Source organism: Dyadobacter sp. CECT 9275 (assembly GCF_907164905.1).
Taxonomy (GTDB): domain Bacteria; phylum Bacteroidota; class Bacteroidia; order Cytophagales; family Spirosomataceae; genus Dyadobacter; species Dyadobacter helix.
Window position 1 is genome coordinate 403,871 of sequence record NZ_CAJRAF010000001.1, and the last position, 25,236, is coordinate 429,106.

General features: G+C 45.4%; 21 protein-coding genes. 6 read left to right on the forward strand and 15 right to left on the reverse strand.

From position 1 onward, the window contains the following. Nucleotides 1–18 precede the first annotated feature (18 nt). The gene (locus tag KOE27_RS01645; RefSeq protein WP_215237124.1) at nt 19–1,149 is read left to right on the forward strand and encodes a multinuclear nonheme iron-dependent oxidase; all 1,131 of its coding nucleotides are present in this window, start codon (nt 19–21) and stop codon (nt 1,147–1,149) included. Nucleotides 1,150–1,298: 149 nt separating this feature from the next. After that, nucleotides 1,299–2,945, forward strand: a complete 1,647-nt coding sequence (gene glgP, locus KOE27_RS01650; RefSeq protein ID WP_215237125.1) for an alpha-glucan family phosphorylase — start codon at nt 1,299–1,301, stop codon at nt 2,943–2,945. A 17-nt stretch (nt 2,946–2,962) separates the two neighbouring features. Here the strand turns inward: glgP and KOE27_RS01655 are convergent, their stop codons facing one another. From KOE27_RS01655 to KOE27_RS01670, 4 genes are all read right to left on the reverse strand, one after another. Further along, nucleotides 2,963–3,883, reverse strand: coding sequence for an SDR family oxidoreductase (locus tag KOE27_RS01655; RefSeq protein ID WP_215237126.1), 921 nt, complete (start codon nt 3,881–3,883; stop codon nt 2,963–2,965). A 39-nt stretch (nt 3,884–3,922) separates the two neighbouring features. Beyond that, the gene (locus KOE27_RS01660) at nt 3,923–4,630 is read right to left on the reverse strand and encodes a peptidylprolyl isomerase (protein ID WP_215237127.1); all 708 of its coding nucleotides are present in this window, start codon (nt 4,628–4,630) and stop codon (nt 3,923–3,925) included. Nucleotides 4,631–4,636: 6 nt separating this feature from the next. Next, nucleotides 4,637–5,248, reverse strand: coding sequence for a hypothetical protein (locus KOE27_RS01665; RefSeq protein WP_229252589.1), 612 nt, complete (start codon nt 5,246–5,248; stop codon nt 4,637–4,639). A gap of 99 nt (nt 5,249–5,347) precedes the next feature. Continuing rightward, on the reverse strand, nt 5,348–6,736 hold the full coding sequence (locus tag KOE27_RS01670; RefSeq protein ID WP_215237128.1) for a BamA/TamA family outer membrane protein: 1,389 nt from the start codon (nt 6,734–6,736) through the stop codon (nt 5,348–5,350). A 279-nt stretch (nt 6,737–7,015) separates the two neighbouring features. Between KOE27_RS01670 and KOE27_RS01675 the strand changes: the two genes are divergently transcribed. Continuing rightward, complete coding sequence (locus tag KOE27_RS01675) at nt 7,016–7,228, forward strand: hypothetical protein (protein ID WP_215237129.1); 213 nt, start codon at nt 7,016–7,018, stop codon at nt 7,226–7,228. A 402-nt stretch (nt 7,229–7,630) separates the two neighbouring features. After that, nucleotides 7,631–9,409, forward strand: coding sequence for a purple acid phosphatase family protein (locus KOE27_RS01680; protein ID WP_215237130.1), 1,779 nt, complete (start codon nt 7,631–7,633; stop codon nt 9,407–9,409). Nucleotides 9,410–9,495: 86 nt separating this feature from the next. On the opposite strand, the gene KOE27_RS01685 is transcribed toward KOE27_RS01680, so the two are convergent. The 5 genes from KOE27_RS01685 to KOE27_RS01705 all read right to left on the reverse strand — a co-directional run bounded on the left by KOE27_RS01685 (nt 9,496) and on the right by KOE27_RS01705 (nt 13,134). Continuing rightward, nucleotides 9,496–9,933 carry a hypothetical protein gene (locus KOE27_RS01685; RefSeq protein WP_215237131.1) on the reverse strand — a complete coding sequence of 146 codons (438 nt, stop codon included), beginning with the start codon at nt 9,931–9,933 and terminating at the stop codon, nt 9,496–9,498. Nucleotides 9,934–10,086: 153 nt separating this feature from the next. Further along, complete coding sequence (locus KOE27_RS01690; RefSeq protein ID WP_215237132.1) at nt 10,087–10,518, reverse strand: organic hydroperoxide resistance protein; 432 nt, start codon at nt 10,516–10,518, stop codon at nt 10,087–10,089. A 20-nt stretch (nt 10,519–10,538) separates the two neighbouring features. Beyond that, nucleotides 10,539–10,985, reverse strand: a complete 447-nt coding sequence (locus KOE27_RS01695) for a MarR family winged helix-turn-helix transcriptional regulator (protein ID WP_215237133.1) — start codon at nt 10,983–10,985, stop codon at nt 10,539–10,541. Nucleotides 10,986–11,199: 214 nt separating this feature from the next. Beyond that, nucleotides 11,200–11,619 carry a hypothetical protein gene (locus KOE27_RS01700; protein WP_215237134.1) on the reverse strand — a complete coding sequence of 140 codons (420 nt, stop codon included), beginning with the start codon at nt 11,617–11,619 and terminating at the stop codon, nt 11,200–11,202. Nucleotides 11,620–11,853: 234 nt separating this feature from the next. Further along, the gene (locus tag KOE27_RS01705) at nt 11,854–13,134 is read right to left on the reverse strand and encodes a hypothetical protein (RefSeq protein ID WP_215237135.1); all 1,281 of its coding nucleotides are present in this window, start codon (nt 13,132–13,134) and stop codon (nt 11,854–11,856) included. A gap of 289 nt (nt 13,135–13,423) precedes the next feature. On the opposite strand from KOE27_RS01705, the gene KOE27_RS01710 reads away from it, so the two are divergent. Beyond that, nucleotides 13,424–14,641: a DegT/DnrJ/EryC1/StrS family aminotransferase gene (locus KOE27_RS01710; RefSeq protein WP_215237136.1), complete on the forward strand. Its 1,218-nt coding sequence runs from the start codon at nt 13,424–13,426 to the stop codon at nt 14,639–14,641. Between the two features lie 115 nt (nt 14,642–14,756). Here the strand turns inward: KOE27_RS01710 and KOE27_RS01715 are convergent, their stop codons facing one another. The 6 genes from KOE27_RS01715 to KOE27_RS01740 all read right to left on the reverse strand — a co-directional run bounded on the left by KOE27_RS01715 (nt 14,757) and on the right by KOE27_RS01740 (nt 23,893). Beyond that, nucleotides 14,757–15,206: a DUF3592 domain-containing protein gene (locus tag KOE27_RS01715; protein WP_215237137.1), complete on the reverse strand. Its 450-nt coding sequence runs from the start codon at nt 15,204–15,206 to the stop codon at nt 14,757–14,759. Nucleotide 15,207: 1 nt separating this feature from the next. Next, the gene (locus tag KOE27_RS01720) at nt 15,208–15,513 is read right to left on the reverse strand and encodes a hypothetical protein (RefSeq protein ID WP_215237138.1); all 306 of its coding nucleotides are present in this window, start codon (nt 15,511–15,513) and stop codon (nt 15,208–15,210) included. Nucleotides 15,514–15,581: 68 nt separating this feature from the next. Further along, nucleotides 15,582–16,112 (reverse strand): DUF4468 domain-containing protein, encoded by a 531-nt coding sequence (locus tag KOE27_RS01725; protein ID WP_215237139.1) that lies wholly within the window; start codon nt 16,110–16,112, stop codon nt 15,582–15,584. Nucleotides 16,113–16,461: 349 nt separating this feature from the next. Beyond that, on the reverse strand, nt 16,462–16,806 hold the full coding sequence (locus tag KOE27_RS01730) for a DUF1801 domain-containing protein (RefSeq protein ID WP_215237140.1): 345 nt from the start codon (nt 16,804–16,806) through the stop codon (nt 16,462–16,464). 75 nt (nt 16,807–16,881) lie between these two features. Continuing rightward, nucleotides 16,882–17,673 carry a Fic family protein gene (locus tag KOE27_RS01735; RefSeq protein WP_215237141.1) on the reverse strand — a complete coding sequence of 264 codons (792 nt, stop codon included), beginning with the start codon at nt 17,671–17,673 and terminating at the stop codon, nt 16,882–16,884. 163 nt (nt 17,674–17,836) lie between these two features. Continuing rightward, nucleotides 17,837–23,893, reverse strand: a complete 6,057-nt coding sequence (locus tag KOE27_RS01740) for an alpha-2-macroglobulin family protein (protein ID WP_215237142.1) — start codon at nt 23,891–23,893, stop codon at nt 17,837–17,839. Nucleotides 23,894–24,153: 260 nt separating this feature from the next. Here KOE27_RS01740 and KOE27_RS01745 point away from each other — a divergent pair, with 260 nt between their 5' ends. Then, nucleotides 24,154–25,218, forward strand: a complete 1,065-nt coding sequence (locus KOE27_RS01745) for an efflux RND transporter periplasmic adaptor subunit (RefSeq protein WP_215237143.1) — start codon at nt 24,154–24,156, stop codon at nt 25,216–25,218. The last annotated feature ends 18 nt before the right edge of the window (nt 25,219–25,236 follow it).

Genomic DNA, 25,236 nt, shown 5'->3' on the forward strand with positions numbered 1-25,236 from the left:
CCAAAAGGTCGCCAAAAAATGTCCGGGATATTACCTGCCATAGCCTGTAACCTGGATATCAATATCCTTCGTGCCGTGCTTCCTTTGCTGGAGGAAGAAAAAGTAGAGGCAATAGAATGGTCTTTTGATTCGCTCTATAAATACGACGAGATACCTGCTTGGTTTGAAAGCCTCATGCAGGAATTTGGTGATCAGGGCAGGCTGGTGGGGCATGGGGTATTTTTTTCATTGTTTGCCGGGAAATGGCTACCACAGCAGCAACACTGGCTGGATCGGCTGAGAATCCTGTCGAAAACTTACCGGTTCGACCACATTACGGAACATTTCGGGTTTATGACGGGGGAGGACTTTCATAAGGGAGCCCCCATCAGTATACCCTTTACGGCGCAGACATTGGCGCTGGGAAGAGACCGCCTGGCGCGCATTCAGGATGCAGCTAGCTGCCCTGTCGGGCTGGAGAACCTTGCCTTTGCCTATTCAGTGGAGGAGGTAAAAAAGCACGGACAGTTTCTTGACCAGCTGGTACAGCCTGTTAACGGCTTTATCATCCTGGATCTTCATAATCTATACTGCCAGACTCATAATTTCAACATCACTCACCACGAACTGATGGCGCTCTACCCGCTTGAAAAAGTGAGAGAAATCCATATTTCCGGTGGGTCCTGGGATGAATCCCCGTTTGATCACAAAGAAAAGATCAGGCGGGATACCCATGATCATGCAGTCCCGGCAGAAGTTTTTGAGCTTTTGAAGATCGCGGTATCCAGGTGTCCCCATCTTAAATTTGTGGTTCTGGAACAACTGGGGACCGGACTTGATACTGAAGAAAGCCAGATTAAATTCCAGGAAGATTTTATGACGATGCGCAAGATCATTGAAGAATCGAACGACGGGAGCCGAATCCCGTATTCATTTATACCGTTGTCCGTAAATTCTCCAGATGCAGTACCCGCGGAGTCTTTCATGTTGTTCGACCAGCAAAGGGTACTTTCTGAAATCCTGGAAACTTCGTCGGATTATGAGGAGGTCCGCATGCGGCTGAACACTTCCATTCTTGCTCACAGCGACTGGGGCATTGAAAGCTGGAAACCCGAAATGTTGTACACCGCCATGTCCATCGCTCAAAAATGGAAAAACGGGTTTGCCTGATTTGCGAACGGTAATCTTACTTTTAAACTTCCATGGCATAATTTTAGTAAACTTGAGGTAGTCATGGGGTTACGATCCGATGAAAAAGTTAATATCTTAGAGCATCTATCAAACCCTGTTTAGGAAGACTTTATCTAAAAATTACCTTTATGCCACAAGCTTCATTCCCATTACCTTACCAACATCCGTTCACTCCGGATAAGAAATACAAAAAGTCAGTTGTTTATTTTTCAATGGAATTTGCGGTAGACCAGGCGCTGAAAATTTATTCGGGCGGACTGGGTTTTCTTGCAGGCTCGCATATGAAAAGCGTATATGCCCTGAAACAGAATCTGGTCGGGATAGGCATGCTTTGGAAGTTTGGTTATTATGACCAGGGCCGTAAGGCTGACAGTAGCATGCAGCCCGAATTTCATGAAAAGATATACCACTTTCTTACGGATACCGGCATCCGGTTTACCATACCGATGCTTGGAAAGGAAGTGCGGGTGGCTGCTTACTATTTACCTCCAGACGTTTTTCAAACGGCTCCGTTGTTCCTGCTGACCACAGATACCGATGGGAATGATGCCGCCACCCGGGCGATCAGTTACACGCTGTATGATGCGGATGTAACGCTGAAAGTTGCGCAGTGTATGATTTTGGGTATCGGCGGGGCCAGGCTACTCGAAGAACTGGGCTATGAACCTCAGGTCTATCATTTTAATGAAGCCCATGCGGTTTCCGCTGTTTTTCATTTGTTCAATAAATATAAAAAAGTACCGGAGCTTAAGAAGCGAATCGTGTTTACGACACATACCCCGGAGGAAGCCGGTAATGAAAAACACGATATTCGTTTTCTTGAGAATCTGGGCTTTTTCAGCGGAGTACCGCTGGACACGGTCAGAAAAATAAGCGGAAACAGCGGTGATGTTTTCAATCATTCACTCACGGCACTTTCGCTGAGCCGAAAGGCAAATGGTGTGTCCAGGCTCCATGGAGAGGTATCCAGGGCAATGTGGAAGAGTTATCCGAAAATCAGCGAGATAGGCCACATCACCAACGCTCAGAACAAAGCTTACTGGGTGGATAAAAAACTGGAAGAAAGCCGTATTGCGAAGGACACCGCAGGAATTGCGGCAAGGAAAAGGGAATTAAAGCAAGTACTTTTCAAAACGGTGGCCGACCAGTGCGGCAAGCTCTTTGACCCGGATGTGCTGACCATTGTCTGGGCACGGAGGTTTGCGGGTTATAAACGTCCCGATATGCCTGTCTGGGATCTGGACAGATTTAAAAAACTGATGGGTAACCAGGAAAGACCTGTCCAGTTTATTTGGGCGGGGAAACCATACCCAAAGGATGAAGGAGCCATTAATACCTTCAATCACCTGTATTATCTGGGGCATTTATTTCCGAACGTTGCCGTCCTGACAGGTTATGAGCTTACGCTTTCCAAACAGCTGAAGGATGGTGCGGACATTTGGCTGAACACCCCCGTGGTAACCCGGGAAGCTTCGGGTACAAGTGGTATGACGGCCGCGATGAATGCCGCATTAAACCTGTCTACTTTTGATGGCTGGATTTGTGAGTTCGCAAAAGACGGGGAAAATTCGTTCATTCTGCCAGTGGCCCAGGGTGGGGATGTCAATAAACAAGATGCTGATAATCTGTTCGCTAAACTTGAAAACACTGTAATTCCGACGTACTATGACAATCCTGAAAAATGGAGAAACATGATTTTAAACAGCATGGATGATGTTAGTGTTGAATTTGATTCAGACAGGATGGCAAGGGAGTATTACGAAAAGTTATATTGATCCTGCCCGAAAACAGTTTACTGCGAAAATCCTACAATCTGTTTTTCCAGTAACATAATTCCTTCCCGGAAAGTATGCGGTTCATATCCCAGTACTTTCCGGGATTTTGTTAGGTCAAAACCCGTCCGGGGCGGTCTACGGGCAGGTTGAGAGAAAGACGAGGCATCCGTAGGAGAAATGAGAGATTTGTCCAGCTCAAAATAATCGGCGGTCATAATGGCCATTTCATAAGGTGTCAGGAAATCTTTTCCTGAGATATGGAATATTCCTTCGGCTTCCTTTTTCGCAATCAGGAAGCAGCCTAGGGCAAGGTCCTCTGCCAGCGTGGGAGTGCGGAATTGGTCGGTCACTACCTTAATTGCCTTTCCTTCCTGCAAAGATTTTTTCACCCAGAGAATAATGTTGCTGCGGCTCATATCAAACGCAATGCCATACACCAGGACCGTTCTGGTAATAGCCCAGCGGATATTGGCATGTATCACTGCTTTTTCAGCGGCATATTTACTCCAGCCATAAAAACTCACCGGATTAGGAAGATCACTTTCGTTATACGGGCCTGAACTCCCGTCAAAAACAAAGTCGGTTGACAAATGCTGAAGGAAAATATGATACTTCCGGCAGGCATTGATGAGGTATTCAACCGCGGTAACATTCAGTTTCCAGCATGCTTCTTTTTCCAGCTCGCACTGGTCCACGTTCGTCATCGCAGCAGTGTGAATAACGATGTCAGGCAGCGTACGGGACATCACATCATCAACCATGGAGGCGTCGGTCACATCCAGTTCATGATATTCATAGCCGTCCGAAAAAGGCAGCCTGTTTTTGCCGACTGCGGTGGCGATCGTATGGATGCCTGTATTACGGCTGAGTAAAGCTACCAGTTTTTGGCCAAGCAATCCGTTGGAGCCGGTGATCAGAATTCGTTTTTTTGTTAGCACAAAACTGATTTGAGGTGTATCAGAATCTTACCGGTTAACTCAGTCATGATAAGCATAACCGTACTTGCGGGTTATTTTTTTCTTGCTCATTTTTTTGACAGATACCTTCATGGGGATATTTTTCTCCGGACGGTCGCGCTCATCTTTGGGCATGGAGGAAATTTTATCCACTACCGCCATGCCATCAATAATCTGTCCGAAAACGGTATAGGATCCGTCAAGGTGGGGCGTACCTCCAATGGTTTCATACACCTTCATTTGTTCGTCGGTTAATTTCCTGGCGGCGCGTGCGGCTTGTTTGGCAAGGTCAATTTTACTCCATTTCCTGCCCTGAACGATATAAAACTGGCATCCGCTCGACTCCTTGGCAGGGTTATTATCCCTTGCAGCCGCCAATGCGCCTTTCTGGTGGAAAAGGTTCGGGCTGAATTCCGCAGGTATTTTATATCCGTTGTCTCCCATCCCTACTTTTTGATCGGGCTTTGCGTCACGCGAGGTAGGATCTCCCCCCTGGATCATGAAATCATCAATAATCCGGTGAAAGAGCAACCCGTCATAAAACTTATCTTTAGCCAGTTTGATAAAGTTGGCTTTATGTTTGGGTGTTTCATCGAATAAAATAAATCGCATGGTACCCTGTTCGGTTTTAATGATGACGACTTCGTCCTTGCGACTTTTTTTCTGCCCGAAACTTTGCTGAAAATAAAGGCAAAATATAAGAGATACTAAAAGGCAATACTGTTTCATAGTTGGTTAATTAGCTGCTAATGCATTTTTGTCGGTTGGCGTAAATTCAAATTTGAGCCCGAAATCCTTTCCCTGCGAAACGTCCTCCATCCTGATTTTTACTGAATTCTTGTTCCAGGTCAATAACTTTTTATCTCCCTGAGCTGTCCCGTATTTTTCAGTAAAGTGGCTTTGTCCGGTCTGCCAGAGCTGCCGCGTAGCTGCGTCACTGTTGAGATATACATCCACTGCGATTTTATTAACTGTATTTTCTTTGGTTAAAAAGTACTGAATGTCGATGGTCTCAAGCTGCGCAGTTTCGTGCGTGTAACCCAGATGGTCTGGTAACTCCTCAAACATTTCATAAGTTTCCGTTGCTTTTACCTTGCTGATCGGGTCACCAAACGTAATGCCTCTGAGCACACCTTCGGAAGATGAGCCCAGTATTTCCTGCAAAAGTGCGGACTGGTCGCTGTTCAGTTCCTCTTGCGTAGGGTTGGCAATGGCTATGCTGTCGGATACGGTATCAGGTTCGTCGCTTGTTTTGGTCTGGCAGCCCGTTAAAAGGTAGAGGCTGGCAAAGAGTATAGCAGTGTGTAGTAAAAACCGGTATTTCATACGGCTCAAAATTGTTTTCATTTGATCAGTTTTATATTAAAATATTCGTGCCGGAGGCCTGGATTAAAGTGCACTATGTGATACAAATTTACCTATTCATGCATAGTTCGGAAACTTCTGTCAAAATTCTCTGATGATGCTAAAAAAGAAACGACCCTCTTTTTTGGCATTAACACTATAAGTGAACCGCGCCAGGATGTTATAAAATGTTACAATGTCAACACCGGTCCCGGCTCCGTATAGCATCCTGTTTCCCAATGTGGTATTACTGAGTTCGGGATAGGTATTTCTGACATAACCTGCATCTGCAAACGTATTAAGATACGCGGCTATCGGTATGGTATTAAATTGTCTGACGGGTACCCAGGGGAAATGTTTCTGAACCGCAAAGAGTTTATATTTAATTTCATTTTTGACAAGGGCGTAATACTGTCCGTCGACTACGTAAAGTTCATATCCCCGGACCAGATCATTACGGTATCCCAGGCCAATGGTCTGCAGGTAGGGTTGCTTTTGAGGAAGGGATATTCTGGCCTTAAAACCGGTGTTGGCAAACCAGCGCTGGCTTAGTGCGAAGTACTTCCTGTAGGAGCCGTATAAAAACGTCTGGTTAATGTCGTCCGACGGCAGCAGTCCGATTTTAGAAAGTTGTATTCCCCAGCTTTTTCCTCGCAGAGGATATTGAAAATTGTCACGTTTATCGTAGCTGTAACTGTATGTCAGCTGGAAAAAGCGCTGTTCTCTGCGTGCGTTAAGGAGGTAACGAGGATTAAGAACAGCTATGGTGTCTGAAATTTTACTCTGGCTCCACCGCAGGTCAAGTGAGTGGAAGCCATAAAACTTGTTGCGGCGGGTCAGGTTTACAAAGGTGTAAAAGCGTTTTCTATTGATATCTTCACTGCTCAGGTAGTCCAGTTTGTCGTTCCACGTCCTGAACGCCATGGTTTTGTTAATGCCGTAGGACGCACCCACCGTAATCCCGGTTTTCTGCGCCTTGTCAATATAGGGCAAGGTATAGGATACTTCAAACTTGGGGATGAAACCGAATTCGGCCAGAACCCGGAGTTTGTCCGAACGGCCGGTAACATTGCCGTAGCTGAGGTATACGCCGTATATGGTCCTGCTGATGTCGCGCTTCCTGTCGTACCACCATTCATTAAAATTCCTGTCGGCCAGCTGGAAAACCGGGAAAATAATGAAGTACCATCTTTCTTTTACCACCACATGCAGATCCTTCCTGAGGGAGTCGGGGTTGGGTTTCAGCACCATATCTACGGTAATGAATAAATTGGTATTGATAATCTTCCTTCTGTCAATTTCCAGTGCTTCGGTTAGTCGAAGGCTGTCGAGCACATCTCCCTGCCGCAGAGCCATTTCCCTGGTAATGATGGTGGCACGCGTTTTATGATTGCCCTCTATCAGGATATCTCCAATAACAATATTGTTGACGGAATCTGCCCCGATCCCCTGGCTATGAGCCGGAGTGCCTGTTACTGCCGCAAGGAACAAACCACACAGGTATATGATGCAAAGCCGATTATTAATTCCTATATGCTTGATAGTGAACAACAAAAGTTTTTCTGATTTCAAAAGGTTTTTATTTTCAAAAGTAATCTTAAATCAAATCAGAAATAAGCCGGAGGGTAAATAATATATACATAGCACCGGCAAAGTGATGGGTATTGTGTCAGTGTTAAATCTGTATTAAGTTTTGTAAAAAGCAAAAAAAGAGATAGTCTTTTATAAAGATCGTGCAGTATCATACACAGATTCTATCACCTAACGATTATGTCACGGACCCGAGCTGAAAATTTGATCAATAAGCTGATCAGCAACAAGCTGTCCGGGAAGGAACTGACCGAGTTGTTGGAAGGAATCACGGATGAGGATAATCAGCATAATTTTTCCCAAGCTCTGGAAGCCTATTTTCAGCAGCTTCTGAAGGAAAACAATCCCGAGGAAGCACCCGTTTCGCAGGAAACAGGCAAAAATACGAACTGAGTGTTATTCATTGTCGTAGCTGGACAGAATATGTGCCAAACAAATGAAGCCACATCCGTTATTTCCACGTGTGCCCAATAGTAGTGCCTGATTTCAAAAAACTTCACTCTCGTTATGAAAATTCAAAGCCGAGGTTATTCCTGAGTAGGAGCAGACCTCGGTTTCTTTTTACAGACCGTTTTTCTCAATTCTCTCCCTTAATCTAAAACGGCTTACCTGGAAAATAGTGATTAATCTTTTGTTGAGCGCGAAGAGATTCTCCTACACAGAATATTTTTGAGAAACGACAAAGCGGTACTTTCCCCGCGGATTACAGTAATATACAATGCCAATAGGCCGAGAGCGCTTCGTTTTTGGTTTTAGGTTACAGAAATTTACCATATCCATTTAAGAATCAATGCAATGAAATTATTGAAAACACTCCTGTTTGCAGCTTTGATATTGATGATGATGCCGGGCTGTAAATCTTCAAAAGATACTTCCGACAGATCTGTCAAAAATGTAATAGACGAAGCAGTAACAAAATTTTACGCCGAACTCAAGCCGGAGCAGCTAGATACGCTCAGAGAGAATTATATCCTTCAATCTCTGAGCGGGGAAGACAAGGATATTCTTGCCACAAAGTTTCTGTCCTTTGAAACCAACGTCCCAGTGACGGTATCTCTGATGCGGCATATTGATCAAAAGGTAATCCCCTTCTGGATAGCGGAAAGCGGTTTTAAGAAGACTGATATGATCGTCAAAAATGAAGAGTATACCTATGAAGTATGGCAGAAAAACTTTGACAGCGGAAAAGTAGGTCTCGGTATCAACGGATTTGATAAACACCGGGAGGTGTACTTCATCAGTGTAGCTCCTCAAAAACAAACGGATTCCCTCAAGATTACCAATGTGTTTCCTACCCAGTATAATCAGATAACCATGAAAGTGGGAGCTTTTACGTATCATGACTGGGATAGCCTAATACTGACAGAGGTACCAGAAAGCCTGAACGGCCAGGTACTTTTTACAACCGTGAGGGGCCGGGCACGTGAGGCTCACCTGGTGCAGGCATTCAGGAAAACAAATACGCCATCGTCTGCTGTACCTGACCAGATCCTGCAGACCTGGAGCGGAGACCCCAAAACATCTGTGGATATACAGTGGCGGACCAGCACAGCTGTTGCTGAGGGTGTGATAAAATACTGGCAACCCCAAACAAAGGATACCTTAACAAAGGACGCTAGAGTTTATAAAATGGAGGACAGGCTGCTTCAGAACGACAGATATGTGCACAGGTTTACAGCAAAAGTAACAGGTCTGCAACCGGGCGTTTTGTATCAGTATAAAGTGGGGTCTAAAACAGGCGGATGGTCGGGTATTGCCACTTTCAAGACTGAGCCGGCGAGTCAGGAACCATTTACTTTTATATGGTTTGGTGATACGCATTATTCTCCTATTTGGGGTGATATGGCACAAAAGGCTTTTAAAAGGCATCCGGAGACGGCTTTTTTCTCCATTGCTGGAGATCTGGTCAGTACGGGACTGCACCGTAACGAATGGGATGAACTGTGGAAAAATTCTGGAAATGTATTTAATTACAAACCGCTGATGCCCGTGCCGGGTAACCACGACAGCCAGGATGGGCTGGGTGCCTGGATGTATCAGGAGATGTTCAGCTTTCCGGAAAACGGGCCTGCCGGTTTGCCCAGGGAGATGACCTACTCTTTTACCTATGGAAATGCACTTTACCTGATGATCGATGCCACTTTACCGGTTCCCGCCCAAACAGCATGGATTGAAGAAAAATTGAAAAACACTACCGCCACGTGGAAATTTGTTATGTTCCATTTTCCTCCTTATAATTTTGTGGAGCCCTATGATGAGATTATGAAAGAATGGGGCACATTGTTTGACAAATACCATGTAGATATGGTCATGAACGGGCACATGCATTATTACCTGCGCACCAAACCGATGTTTAATAAAAAGGCGGTGAGCGATCCGTCCAAGGGTACTATTTATACTATGTCTATCAGTATTCCCGGCAAACAGGATGAATGGCCAGAAGAAGATTATGCCGTTGTGAGATACCCTGATGGCCCGTTGTACCAGCATATATCCATCAACGGAAATACGCTATCCTATAAATGCTACGATCCGGAAGGTAAGGTGAAGGATGAGCTTGTGATCAAAAAATAAGATTTCAAAAAAGCGAGCCTGTGTCTTGTTATAGGATGCAGGCCCGCTTTGTGTTATCTGCGGATTGAGCACAGAGGCATGCCTCACTAGAGCGGGTTAAAGTCCATTAGCCTGGTTGGGATTTCTGGACCCGTATCTATGCTGGGAAATGAAAACATCAGCTTTGTTAAACTGTCAGTAGTGATCCGCTGCGCAGCCAGGGAATCAAATTGCTGTTGGCTAAGCCGACTGTGGCGGATCCATCCGCTGGTCGGATCAGAGCCAAAACTCAGAATTTCATGTGTTCTGTTGTAATTAATAAAAAGGCAGCGCTGGTCACCGCTATAGGTAATTGCCTCCCCATAGGAGTGGCTAAGCCAATCTTGGTTAAACATGTCGTGGATGCGATTTAACGACTGATAACCCGCTGATTCACAGTTATCAACATCTAGTCGAACAGTGTTGCGCATTAAAAATGACCATGCGAAAAATACAATCAGCAGGAAAATACTTCCTATCACTAAACCTTTTTTTACAAACTTCATTGTATACTTATTTTCGGCCTTCGGAGTTTGTTGGAATAATTGGCCCGGCCGGGTTCCCGTCTAATATCTTAGGTAGAAAGTACTCGTCTGCGGTTGGCTAACTACCTAAAGGAAGATGCCTCATTCAGATTTGAGACATCCTCACAAGACCTCTCAGTTATCCGCATTAGTTACCTTCAGCGTTACATCCACATTACCTCGGGTGGCATTGGAATAGGGGCAGACGGTATGTGCTTTGGCAACCAACGCTTCGGCAACAGACTGCTCAACACCTGGTACATTGGCTTCCAGGGTAACGACGAGACCGAAACCGTCGGCATCATTTTTACCAATTCCCACCTGGGCAGTTACCGAAGTGGTGCCGGTTTTCACCTTCGCGGCTCTGATAACATGTGAAAGGGCGCTGTCAAAACATGCAGCGTAACCAGCGGCAAAAAGTTGTTCAGGGTTGGTATATGCGCCGCCTGCGCCGCCCATTTCTTTGGGGATTCTTACTTCCAGATCCAAAACGCCGTCGGATGAAACTACTTTGCCATTTCTTCCTCCGTTTGCCGTTGCTTTGGCGGTATACAATGCTGTGATCATTTTGTTTTTAGTTTTAACTTTTAATTACTACGTATCAATTCAAGGTTGTTTAGTTTGTCCAGGATACCAACTGCCAGAGAGCGTAACTGTTCCAGCTCCTGGCCAGAAAGCTGCAGGCTGCATTTGATTTGCTCCGGTATAGTAACGGCCCGTTCCTTTAATGCTTCTCCGGATTCTGTCAGTGCGATAATGACCACCCGTTCATCTTGTTTGAGCCGGGTGCGGGTAACCAGCTCCCGGTCTTCCAGTTTTTTTAACAAAGGAGAAAGTGTGCCGGAATCCAGCATAAGTCTGTTTCCTAATTCCTTCACCGAAAGGGAGTTTTCTTCCCATAAAACGAGCATCACCAGGTACTGAGGGTATGTCAGCCCTATTTTTTCAAGCAGCGGAAGATACTGGCCGGTGATTTTCCTCGACAAAGCGTACAACGGAAAACACAGCTGATTGGATAGTTTAAGGTATTCCATGGTTCTTGTTTTAATTGTGCAAAATTAAATTGTATACAACTTAAAAACAACATTTGGAAAAAATTTAAAATCAAAAAAACCGCCCGGGTAGCGGCGGCTTTGGAAATCCGGGTATTGTTGATCAAACGGGCTTCGCTAATAGGTCTGTAAATCCCGGACATCATCCATCAGCAGCGCAAGGCAGATGGGTGCTGACAAAATGTAAAAAGGGTACTTATAAAATCTTGATGGAGTTGAATATTTTGAGAATCTCATCCTCATTTTTGCTGGTTCCGTACATGCTCAATCCTGTTAGGCTGTCAACCCTGATGTAAATTCCTATAATGCCCTTTCCGGCCCTGATTGGCCTCACAATGAGCGCATCCTTTCCGTTAACCGTCGTGTTTATTTTGATGTGTGTTTCTTGCGTTTCATTTTGGAATGCATAGGAGTACCATCCAAGATCGTATGTGAGTTTATCTTTTCCGTTGGTAATACCGCCTACTTTGGAATCTATTCCCTGTAATTGGAATTCATGCCAGTTAGAACGTGCTTCCAATTGGAATCCGGCAAGGGAAAATGTTTTATACACATAATTTTCTTCTTTACAGCCAGCAAATAGAAGGATTAGCAGGATAAAGGGCAGAGTTTTCATGCGTGACAAATTTGAGTATGTAGTAGCGCAAAGATGACACCCATAAGAGGGATTTGGTTGGAGGGGCGGGATGATTATTCTGTTTTGGGGGCCTGACTCGAATTTCATACTTTGCTGTAATGATTTACCGATTTTCGGTATCTCACCCAAACTCATACGAAAATTTTCTGTTCATGTTTTTCACGAACAGGAGGTAAAGCTATCCCTAAGACCCTGCAGCAGAATGTCAAAGCATCAGAACCTGATCTGAGCACCCTTGAGTTCTCCATGGCTGCTCACGGCCACCGCTGTAAGCAACGCGATAACCGCCAGTATAAAAATGAAGTTAATGGCCCACCGGCTCACATTAAGGCCTCTGCTGGTGAATGCAGGCTGGGGTTTGCCAATCAGCCAGGCGATCAGCGCCAGGTTTACAAGATACAGATACTGCTCAGGGCGGTAAGTGCTCATGAATGCACAGGTAATGAGCAGGCTGAAAAATGCATATTGGCCGAGGTGTAACAGGAAGAGTTTGTAAATGTCCTGATACCCTATGGTAATGATGTTTTCTTTGCTCCTGAAATAAAAGTAATAGATCCAGTACCCGGTGAGCAGCAGGATGGAGATCAGAGCGATCCACTGAATGTTGCGTGTAATACCTGTTCCGTCGGTGATCGGATCAATTCCTTTGACCACATCCATCAAACGTTCGGTGCCGAGTGACTGCTCCCAGACGATGAATGGGATAATAAGTATGATAATAATCAGCGGAGCGAGGAATTTATTCCTGTTGATCGTTTCATCCGTACGGGGCCACTCGGAAGTGAAGGTACCGTAGGCCATACCTATTCCACCAAAGAAGCCGATGGAGTACTCCATCACATTCCAAAAGTTGAATTTGATGCCCGAAACGCCTCCCATCACCTGCAGGAAATTCCCGAAAGCAAATCCGAAACCGCCACCAAAACCGGCAAAAACGGCCAGCCTGATTGCGCTGTAATGCCTGTTTCTGATCATATACCAAAACATTGCAACGGTCATTCCGAGGCAGCCAGCCCAGGCTTCGGAGCGTGGCGGTGTCATGAGCCAGTGCAATTCTTCTATCAGCAGGTAATAAAAAATAAAGGCACCAATGGCCATTTCAACGATCAGGGAAGGCCATTTTACCGGATTCTCTTTGGTATCTGAAAGTGTAAGGCCAAACAAGCCACCACCTATCAGGCCAAATAATCCGCCAATTACAAATAGCATGGAAAGTCCGTAATACACATTTCCAAAGTCGGAACCCCGTCCGTACCCTACCACAATTCCATAACTGATGATACCTCCTATTCCCCAGCCAGCCGCCGAAGCAAGTGTTAACTGGAATACCTTGGCATACCAGTCGGCACGTTTTGCAAGGAGTACAATGGCCAGGCCGCCAACCCCGCCCGCCCAGGCCGCTCCCTGTTCATGGCCAAATTGTCCGCGAATGGCCCAGGCAGTAGCCAATGACATGCCTGCAATAAGTAAGGTGTATAATAATTGTCGGTTCATGTTACGTTAAAATCTGAAGAGGATGGGGTACGGGAAATCACTTCCGGATCCGGCTGTTTGCATAGCCAGAAAGACCGGTTCCGTGATAATACGGTTTTTGATAAAGAAAGGGCTACTGAAGAGGGTTGGGTTGTGGAGATACCGTTCGCAATGGGCCGCTGATTTGCCCATTACCGATAGCCCGAAAACAGTGCCCAACCGTAATACGGGAAATTGGATATGTTGATGAATGATCATTCGTCTGTTTGGCTTATCTTTCTGACATTAAATTTAAACGCATAACTACTTCATGAGTAATCCATTAGCACTGCACGGCGGCCCGAAAGAGGTAACCAGAGATTTTTCCTGGCCTGTCTACGACAATTCTGAAATACAGGCAGTAACAGAGGTAGTAGCCAGCGGTAAATGGGGGAATCCGGATTGCGGAGACCTGGTGGAGAAATTCGAAAAAGAGTTTGCTGCTTACTGCGGCAGCAAGTATGCCATCACCTGTGTAAACGGTTCGGTATCTCTCAGGCTGGCGCTGATTGCCTGCGGTGTAAAACCTGGTGATGAGGTGATCGTGCCGCCGTACACCTTCATCACAACAGCTTCTTCGGTTATTGAGTGTAACTGTGTACCCGTTTTTGTGGATATCCATCCAGAAACGTATAACATGGATCCATCCAAAATTGAGGCAGCGATCACGCCGCGCACCAGGGCCATTATTCCCGTTCATTTTGGGGGCCTTGCCTGCGATATGGAGGCCATTCTGGCCATAGCTAAAAAACACAATCTGCGTGTGATTGAAGATGCAGCCCATGCGCATGGTGCTGAGTACAAAGGGAAAAAACTGGGGTCTATCGGAGATGTGGGAAGTTTCAGTTTTCAATCTTCCAAAAACCTGACTTCCGGGGAAGGAGGGATTGTTATTACAGATGACGACGAGCTGTACGCCATGATGCATTCGTTGCGCAATGTGGGCAGGATTGAGGGCGGCCAGTGGTACGATCACTATAACCCAGGCTGTAACTACCGCATCACGCAAATGCAGGCGGCGCTGCTTTCCAAACAATTGGAGAGGCTGGAAGAACAGACGAAGCGCCGGAACGAAAATGGACTTTATCTGAATGAATTACTGAAAGATATAGAAGGAATTTCGCCACTGGAGCGGACGGAAGCTATCACAATGCATTGTTATCATATCTATATTTTTAAATATGATGCTTCCAGGTTCGGGGGGCTCTCCAAAAATCAGTTTGCTGAAATGCTGGCGGCGGAAGGTGTACCAAGTTTCAGGGGATACCCGCATCCGCTCTACAAACAGCCTCTTTTTCAGAACAAGAACTTCATGTGTTATGCCATTCCGGAAACGGCGGATTATAACAGTGTTTTTCTTCCCGTGGCTGAGCAGGCCTGCAATACCGACGCCGTCTGGATTCTTCAGCATGCTATGCTGGGAGAAAAGGAAGATATGGAGGCATTTGCCAGGGCAATCAAAAAAATACAACTGGCCCACCATATATAGGCTGCTTTTGAATTCAATCGAGATACCTGCTCTGGACCGCCTCTTCTGAAACGAGGCAAGCCAGAGCAGGGCACCGTTGTTTAAAACTAATTTTGAGAGAAGATAGGCCCTGAACTTACGGACTTCCAAAAAGCCACCCCCAGAGAGCTCTGATCGCCCCTCCGATCTCCCAAACGGAAAGCAGAAGGGAAACCGACCCTATTCCACCAAAAACATATACCAGCAGGTAGTCATTTTCCAGCTGTACTTCGTCTGGATCGTTAGGATTATAATGGAGAACTACTTCCTGCCCGACCTCAAACTGAGGCGGGTTTCTGCCTTCTGAGCTATGCCAGACGCGTTCTTTGCCCTCACGCGTCATAAACCGGATAGAGGGAGCCACCGGATATTCGTATCTCTGTATGCGGTGCATCCCGATCACCAATCCTTTTACTTTGATGCCATGATCAATCAGATACCTTCCCTTTTGATAAAAGTAATAGGCAGCGCTGCATAGCGTAAGTCCTATTACAAAAAACAGCATGATGAAGAGGTCACCTCCGGAAAAATTTGTTCTGGTTGTCATATCAATGCCAAGGGCCTTTACTGAAAAAAAAGAGACTTATAATGAGGGCAACGGGCCATACCACATACGAACAAATCACAAATGCGAAACCCACCATCACTTTGTTCTGTATCAGCGAGTAATAATAGGAACAGCCCAGGGATGCCAGTGCTACAAAGCAACCAACAAGAAGTACGTAGGCTTCGGCTCTCCGAATAGACGGGGTTGGGAAAAATATATCTTTCAAGGCCAGAATAGAGTATGCAATGACAATGAGCAGATTAATTCCCACCAAAACGTAAAAAGTTGCTTTGATCAGATTGTTCATAACGCAGTGGTATCAGGAGAGAGATCAGAAATTTGATCTAAGCTTTGAGTACTTTTTTATATGCTCATCTAGAAATTTTTATATTCCTTCACCCTCAGCTTCAGATCTTCCAGTCGTGCTTTGAGCTTCATGTCCAGCTCGGTATGAAATTGCTTTGTATCCTGTTCGGTCTGAAGCTTGAAAAGTGCTGCGGGAACAGATCTGGTACTTGTGCTTTGTAAGACTTCTATCTTTGCTATTGTAGCGCGGTATTTTCGGTTAGCGCACTCAATAGTCAATACGTAGCTAACGGAGTATATGCCCCCGGCAGAACTTTCTGTACGGGGAAGTACCATAGATATTAGTCCGCTGCTTACCAAATCGCCCATTTCCTTGTCATTGAGAAGGAGTTTGTCGTCTGGTGATGATTGTAAAAGATACAACCTAGCTCTCCTGAAAATATCTAACTGTGTTACACTTCCGCAGTCGACAGTTTCGGAATAGGCGGAGCTTTCAATACCCGGGTGGCTGGTCATAGATACTGAAGGTTTTGAAGAAGGATTTGCCAGTACGGTACCGGCAATTAACACGAGTGATGTTATATCAAATACACTTAACATGGATTGTTGATATGGTTTAGATTTAGGAGACAGATATCCTTGTCTCAGGAATTTTAGCTGGAATTCGGTAAAAAATAAATCCGGAAAACTGCTTTGCTGAAAGCTGGGATCATCTGAAATGTTCAGGCTCAACAGATACCTTTTACTCTGATTTCAGCCACAAGGTAGGCAATCCGCCAACGGGTGCCGTAATCCATTTATTGAACGGTAAACAGGTTAGCAAAAGGCATTAACGGGTGATTTTACGGCAAGAAGGGAGACCTCCAGAAGGGGAAAAGGAAGAGAAGTCCCAGCATCAGGAGGCTGGGATAATTTGTCATACCAAAACGGTATTTTACCTGCTTCGCTATTACAAACTTGCCGAGGCTTGTGCAAGCAGGCCTGCCAGCAAAGTATAATCCACCTGCTGGCCATTGGTAATGGTTGCTGTTTTCCTGTCGGGCGTGGATGTTGACTTGAAAAACCCTTTGATTTCACTCAGTTCTGCAGCATGAAATAGCATGAATGAAACCTTATCTTTAGCAACCGAAATCACAGCTGCATAATGACCATTTTTAAGATAATGCGGCTTGCCATACTGCATTCTTTCGGTAACATCGGGAATGGTTTCGTGCACCAGGTTACGAAGTGAGTTGCACACGGCGATCTGCCATTCCGGAAGTTTTTTTAAGTATTCGCTAACCTCGATGTTCATTTTTGTAAGTAATTTGTTGCCATAAAGTTATAGGGAAAATCAGTGTGCGGGGTATTCCAGGTTATATCTTTAACTTTATTTTTGCCCAATGAGAGACTGAGGCAACATCAGGAGGAACGGAAGTGCTTTGGAATAATCAAGGGTATCATAATCGGACCCCAGTAGCCCGATATTGGTATAGTAAGATTCCGTATTGAAGTAATAGTTTTTTTCAGACTCAATCAGCCAAGCTTTTTCACCTATTTTTTCGGATAGAAACCATTTTTCAATCAGCCGTGAAATTCTGCCATTGGCATCGTCAAAAGGATAAATTTTTACAAATACCAGGTGAAGCATTGAGGCAAAGAAAAATGTTTCCTGTATGGTCAATTGTTTAGTTGTCAGGTATTTGAGGTCGTGGTAAAACTTCCAGAGCTCATCTTTCACTATAAAAGAAGGGGCGGCAGAATAGGTGATTTCTTCCCTTGGTGAATAAAAATCGGAGCTTACAGATCTTATTTTTCCCCGTCTGTGATACGGAAGAATGTTCATGGTAAGAATCTGATGAACCAGCGCAAGGTTATTTTCATTACATGATACCGTACGGGTAAACTGGTAGGCATTGTATATATCGTCTACTTTCCGCACGTAATCCAGCAGGAACTGATGGCCATCCCGCTTATGGCTCACATAGGCATCCAGATCAATGTTTTCACCTTCCAGCCGGGACGAGAAAACGGCTGCTGAGGAGGTACAGAAACTGAATGTTCCGGCAGACAATGCGCTGTCTTCCAGCTGTTCATAACCCTGTAGATGTTCATGCGTTATTTTGCTGCAGTATTCTTCCAGAAGCCGGGTTGATAATATTTTTAAAGCTGTTTGTTCCATTACCTGAGTCCGGTATCTCACCCGAATACTTGGAAAGTCGTTGTGTTATTTTATATGTTTCTGACAGTATTATTGAGAATAGTAACACTAAACCCAGGGTAAATTATTTCGCCGGAATATTCAATTCCAAGGTAACAATCTTCGCCGGGATTCGCTAACATATTTATTCCCCGGTAGTTACTTTAATTTTCAGGCCTTCACTATGGGCTGTAAATTCGGGGGCATACATACATTGAATGGTGGTGATACCGTTACTGAAATCTCCTGCGTGTGAAACAAACAGTGGATATTCAAAGACATAGGTCCCTTTTACAAGTGAACCGAAGAAGAAATTTGTACTGGCGTCTTTGGTACTTTCGTAGTAACCCAGGCCACCCTGCCATTTAAATCCGCTCAATACATTGACAGGCTCAAGCGCGGAAGCACGCATATCTTTCAGGTGAACGTATTCCATATCCCGGTCAGCGCGTAGTTCGATCCTGACTTTTATTTTATCACCTACACGAAGTATATCGCCTTCATTTACCGGGGTAAGCAGGGGGCCTGTATCTGTGTTTTTTTCGACAAACAGTTTTTTCGAAATTTTCAGCGGAGTTTCGGAAAAGGTAATTTTATCCAGATCTTCAAAATACTGCCAGTAAATAGCGCCCCAAGTTGGCGTACCAGCGGTAGCCGCCCCACCTTTGTTGATGATTTGGATATTCCCCATTTCAGCTTTTATATGATCAGCATCAATGGTCTTTTTAAAATAACCGGTTCCCGCTTCTGACCGGTCATTTTCGGTGCTTATTTCCGTATCCCCGAGTTTTATCGTCGTCGTTTTTTCTTCGGCAAGCCAGTCGGTTCCCTTAAGTAACAGGGCGTAACAGGCTTCGGCAGTAGCTTTGGTACTTTCCCAGTTATTGGTTTGTTTGTTTTTCAAGAGCCAGGTTTTTAAGTCATCCACCGTTTTATTATCGTTGCTAATCTCCTGAAACGCTTCTATCAGCAGCGCCTGTCGTTCAATGGGTGCCTCGTCCCATCGCCAGCCACGTTGGGTGGTTTTCCAGTACATGCCCAGTTCGTCGTGATAAATGGCAGTTTCTTTCAACGACCGGAGTATTGCCTCCGAAACTGCTTTGTTTCCGGTCCGGTGCAGGGCCAGCGCAATAAGCCCCTGGCCATACTTTGACTGGAAGGTCCAGGTGAGTCCTGCCCGTTCTGTGAAATAACGGAAGGCCTTTTGTGATTCGGACGGGACCTTATCATCCGGATAAAAGCTGCGCATGTAGAGATACTGAAGTGCTGACGCTCCCGGAATATAAGTTTTCAGGTCAGCCCGATCATGGATGAGTTTGTCATAATCCGCTTTTATTTTTTTGTCAAGATAACGTAAGGCCGCTTGCACGATAGCACTGAGATAATCTTCCTGGTTTTTTTGCACCGATGACGTCTTGCGTAAATGCCCGATTCCGGTAAGGATATACTGTGTCATATAACGGTCAGACGGGCCGCCTTTAAACCAGACAAATGCGCCTTCTGAATTTTGCATCTGCCTGAGCTTGTCGTATGCATTGCTAAGTTCATTATTCATACGGACGAGGTCAAACAGCAGAGCGATATTCTTTTTCTGCTCCGTTTCTGTTTTGGCTGCCAGTACCCATGGTGTTTCTTCCAGCAGGACCGATTTCAGCTCCTGATTTTTATGAAGAGCACTTAGCAGGGCTGTGGTATCAGTTTTTTGCCAGGATGCAAATACCCGGGCAATTTTAGGTGAACTGCCGACAATCTTCGCCGCCATGGAATTAGCATAGTAACGGTTCCAGGTTTGTTCGGCACAGTCATAGGGATACTCCATCAGGTAAGGCAGCGCCTGAACCGCAAGCCAGGAAGGATTACTGGTATATTCCACAGTGAGCGACTGGCTCTTCAGCGTTCCGGAGTTGCCAGCGTTTATAAGTTTCTGAAGTTTGAAATCTTTGCTTCCATTTCCCCGGATATGCAGCGGCAGGCTTTCGGTTACGAGCATCCTGTTAGAAAGCACGGGGACAATGTTTTCTTCTCCATCAGCCCTGTTCCCGGCCTTTGCAACCACCCGTAAGCCTATGACCTTGGTAAAACCCTGCGGAACCGACAACGGAAACTGTACCAAAATACTTTGCCCAGCCGGAACGGTAAAAGGTTTAGAAGGAACAGTATTTTGAAACAGCACATCCACGGTTCCATTACTTTCATAATCAATCAACTGAAGAGAAACAGTCCCTTTCAGTTCCTGGTCGGTGAGGTTCACTACTTTCGCCGGAAAAGTGATCCGGTCTCCCTCACGTAAGAACCGGGGAACATTAGGCTGTACCATCAGCTCTTTCTGGGTGACGATTTCTTTGGTACTATATCCCAATGCCAGTTTCGGAGTATGTACCAGCGCCTGAAATTTCCAGCGTGTGAGTGCCTCGGGCATCGTGAAAGAAAATTCGATATCTCCCTGCTTGTTCGTGACAAGATCAGGCATGAAAAAAGCGGTTTCATTGAAATTTTTACGGACGGAATTACCCGCCGGCTTTTCTGTATTTTGTACTGTCGGTAATCCTTCCGGGGTAATCAGATCCTTTTTTACACCGTACCCTACCTTCACCACTTCATTCAGTGCCTGCGGAGCAGCGTTAAATGCAATTTCATCTACGGATGCAGACAGTGCTCTGCGTTCTACCGTTGATTTTCCTCGAACAGTAATCCAGCCAGGCGACGTGTAAACGCCATTTCTGATGAAGGTATCATAACTTTTACTGAATGATTTGTGGTCATCCACGCCAGAGGTATACCGGATCATGGCGTTGTCAAAGGCAAAACTTTGTGAACTGTTCCAGTTAGAAAAAGTGTAGGCCTGCTGCCAAACATACGGTTTCTGCCATTGATGCGGGTAAAACTGGTCCAATGAGGCGTCGTACATACTGGCCAGCATTTCTGCGGCTATCTTTTCCTTTTGATAACCCGTAATTTTTATTTTCCATTTCTCTGTACTTCCAGGCAGCGTTTTGTCCCGGAAGGTGAGGTATTCGATGCTGAGATCCTTGTTGGTCCATGGAACCGTTATCATCTCAGTATATTGGTATATGCGGTTGTGTTTTACAAAAATATAGTTCACGGCATATCCGCCTCTGTCGGTTTCCCTTGCCGAAAAATCAAAGGAGCGTTTCTCATTGCTCAGGGTAAGGAAGGTATAAGGGGAAACCGAGCCTCCGGGTTTATCTGTCTTGTGTATTATAAACAGATGATCAGCCGACGAGGCTATCTTAACACTTGTTTTTTCACCAGGCTCAATGGGCTGGCTGCCTTCGGCCCATATGTATTGCGGTCTGTTGAGCCGTTTAGCGGCAGGGTCTGTCAGCTCAATATATCGTATATCTCTGATTTCGTCTCCAGACCTATCTTTGCCCGTGACCTCTATTTTGTAAAACCCAGCCTGAAATCCAGCATTGATTTCAAACTTTTTGCCTTGCGTTGATGTCCCCGTTTTTTCGAAGACAATGCCTGCCGTGGGCCAGTTTTCCGGGTCGGTTTCGTCGTTATATTCATCGTGCGGAAAGCTCGTGATAAATTCGGCTTTGGTCATCACAAACATATCGGGCCGTTGCCAATAACGTTTCCGGATGAGCCTGCTTTCAGGAATCAGTCTGGATATTTTTACATTAACATCCGCAGCTACGAATTGTCCGTTCATATTTTCCGTTCGGATCGCCAGGGTTGTCAGGCTGTCGGCGGGAAGGGATTCGGGCGTATCTACTTTCAGAACAAGGGATTTGTAGCCGGCCGACACCGTCATTTCCCCGCTCCGGGTTTCGCCGTTGGTATCCGTAATATCCACGAATAGCTTATAGTCAAAAACGGGATCAAGCTTCTTACTGACCTTAAGATCGGGAAGGGCCTCAAACGAAACGGCAAATTTCCCATCATCGTCGGTGAGGATTTCACCATGTGTAATCTCCAGTGGAGAAGAAGGGGGTTGCCACCAGCGTTTTGATAACCAGGGATATATGAAGCGAGGGTTCCTGATGATCCGGTAAACAACTTTTGCTCCTCCGATAGCATTTCCGGCATAAGCCATTGCCTTTCCGGAAACCCGGATGGTATCATTTACTTTGTAGGAACTTCGGAGCGTGTCAAATGTTACGGCGAATTTGGGCCTTTTGTATTCCTCCACATGGAAGTCAACCTGGTATCTGTTGTTCACCATGATGTAAAACCGGCCATTGAGTGATCCCTGCGGTAGCCTGAATGAACCTGAGAAGCTGCCGTATTCATTAACTGTTTTGGATACTGTTTCAATGGATTCGCTGTTAGCGTTGAACAGCTGAACGTTTAGCTCCTGGGATCGATCGGTTAAGACACCATCTCCTTTACGGGCAATTCCTTTGTAGTAAACGGTCTGGCCGGGACGGTATAGACTACGGTCTGCAAAGAGGTATATGGTTTCATCGGGCAACCTGTTTCCCTGATCCCGGTAGTAGGTTTGAACAGGATATTGTAAAAAAAGCTGATCGTTTTTAAAAGTGATTTCCGGCAGAATGATCAGATTTTCGGCAAGCTTAATGGCAGGCTGTCTTTTGAAATGTCCGTTTGCATCGGTGGTGTAGGTGCTGTTCCTTTGCGGGGTGTAGCCCTGTCCGGAATAATCGTATACACTTTCCCATAATTTTACCTGCGCATGCGGTAATGGTTGTCCGGTATCCCGGTTTAAAACAAAAAAATCATTTTTGTTCTGTACATAACTGATGCCGGAGACGTATAACTGTCTGGCGCCAAGCAAGGTTTTGGGGTCCTTAAAATTCGGGTCTGTACCGGTTATGAGGATATATGCCCCCACAGGCAAGCCGTCTATTTTTAATTCGGCACTGTGCTGCTGGTAATCATGGGTATCAGGCAGACGCTGGTCCCAGGTTTTGAATGGAGTAAGGGCCAAAAGGCCGTCCCAATAAGTCCCAGTGCCATTTCTGCCCGGGCTGATTTTCACGTGATCGGGAGATTTTACCAGACGGAAATATAATTTTTCGCAATTTTTAAATTCAACCCTGATCAGAAATGGTTTTTCAGGGATGTTTACATTTTCCGCAGAAAACTGAAGAAATTTCTGGCGTATACTCCTCAACAGGTTATAAGCACTTACTCCGCCTTCGGTTTGCGGATTTTCCCGAATTATTTTTTCACAGATTTCAGCCGCTCTGACTTTTTCGTATCGGTTGGCAGAATCCTGTCCGGCCTGGTACTCATTACCAAGCAGGTCGTGCCAGGCTGCTAACAGATACCAGGCCTGGGCAGCAGCTGGCGTGTTCTGGTACTGATCTGCCACATGATTGATGGCCTGGTAATAAACCTGGTCCGAAGAGGACAGCACAGATTTTTGCCTTACATATTGCAGACGTAAAAGATCAACATCGATCAGGGCATCAGGCTTGGGGTCGTTGATATGGAAGGCAATTAATTTCTGATATAATATCAGCGCATGGTATTCCAGTGCGGTGGTATCTCTGGTTTCAAATTTCCTGTGGATAAAATCGGCCGCCGGATCATAGGCAGAAGCCGTATTGATCTCAAATGCGTAGGCAGGTTTTTTTACATTCCGTTCGTCCGAGGAGAAGTATTGCAAAGCTTCGTGGGCCAGCAGGTCATACAGGGTAGGCCTGAGGCTTCTGGTGTTTCCGGTGATCAGTATCGGGTTGTAACGGTCGAGGGAAGTTCTTTTTAACAACTCCTCCTGAGCAATAGACTGCAGATACAGTTCCGCTATTTTATCGTGGAAATCTTCCGTGGTCCAGGTGCTGACATCATCTTTTGTAAAGTTAGATGTTTCAGTTCTTTGATAAACCTGCCAGCGAATGGTCTGATAATAGTAAAAATATTTCTTTGCCAGCAAGCTGGTCAGGATGGATCTGGCGGGTTCGCTGTTCAGTGATATTTCGGTTTCGAGCTGTTTGATACCCTCAGGCAGGTTGTCTTCCCGGGTTTCATTCTGAAGGTCGATCAGGTACAGCACAGCCTTGATCAGTTGTGTTTCCTGTTTGTCTTTTTTTGCCAGCTGATATATCTGGCGGACTTCTTCCAATGCAGATTGGGGCAATCCTTTTTTCAGGTGCTCCTCCATTTTTTTCCAATGAGCAGAGTAGGGGTCCGTATTCTGGCTTTGAGTCTTCATAGCAAAAATGCTGTTGAGAGCTAAAATCACCAGCAGCAGAAAAAACGATTTCATGGCAGTTTGTTGAATGAGTGTATCGGTAATTTTTTAGAAAACGCACTGATTGTCGGAATCGGTAATGTTTGGCATAACTTATTCGTTTTTATACCAGGAGCAAGCTTTGCCGGATAACAATAATATAACGCAGAAAGGTGGTTACGGCAAAGTATAAATAGGGAGTTTACACTTTGTACTTTATATATTACCTTTAATTATCCTGAATTATAAAATATAAAATTTTAAAAAACTAATAGTACTGAACCCTTTTTTATGTCATGCGTACAGTTTTGTTGATTGGTGGAATCATAATTGCGTTGGTGCTGGGGAAGCTGTTTATTTTCTCAAAACCAGGGAAGGAGTCTTCTGAGAGTGGAAAGGGTGGAAGTAAAAGTGCGGGAAGGTCTGGTGGAGCGGTGCCTGTGAATGTGTATGTGATTGGGCGTGAATCCATTGAGAATGAAATATTTGCTTCCGGAACGGTGCTGCCGAATGAAGAGGTGGACCTGAAAGCTGAAATATCCGGAAGGCTGATCAAGCTTAACATAAGGGAGGGTTCTGTCATATCAAAGGGACAACTGATTGCAAAAATAAACGACCGCGACTTGAAAGCACAGCTGCAGAAAGTGGAATATAACCAGGATCTGGCACGCAGGATTGAAGGGCGGCAGAAAAAACTGCTGAATGTGGAGGCAATCAATTTGCAGGATTACGATGTAACCACCAACGACATCAGGGTACTGGATGCTGAAAAAGAAGTCATTGAATCGCAACTGGAAAAGACGGAAATAAGGGCACCTTTCAGCGGAAAAATAGGACTCAAGAATATTAGCGAGGGTGCTTATCTGGCTCCCGGAACCTCCATCGTTACCATTGTGCAGAGCAATCCCGTAAAGATTGACTTCACGGTTCCTGAAAAATATGCCGCGGATATTCATGTAGGCAGCCTGATCAAATTTAACATGGATGGAGATGGCGGAACCTATACGGCGAAGGTAGTGGCACTGGACCCCAAAGTCGATGAAACACTCAGGACCTTAAGGATACGGGCAGTGGCTCAGAATCCGGCGGGCAGGTTTGTTCCGGGTATGTTTGTGAAGGTGCAGGTAAATCTTGCAGCCAATAAGAATGCGATCATGATACCTACTGAAGCTATTGTTCCGGTTTTGAAAGGTAAAAAGGTATACTTGGTCAGAAATGGCAAAGCTCAGGAAGCGATGGTCACTACCGGTTTGAGAACCGACACCAAAATCCAGATCATAGACGGCCTGAAGTCGGGTGACTCGCTGATCACGTCCGGTATTATTGCCATTAAAGCAGATACCCCCGTTAAAGTCAACTGAAACTGGGATACCTCTGGC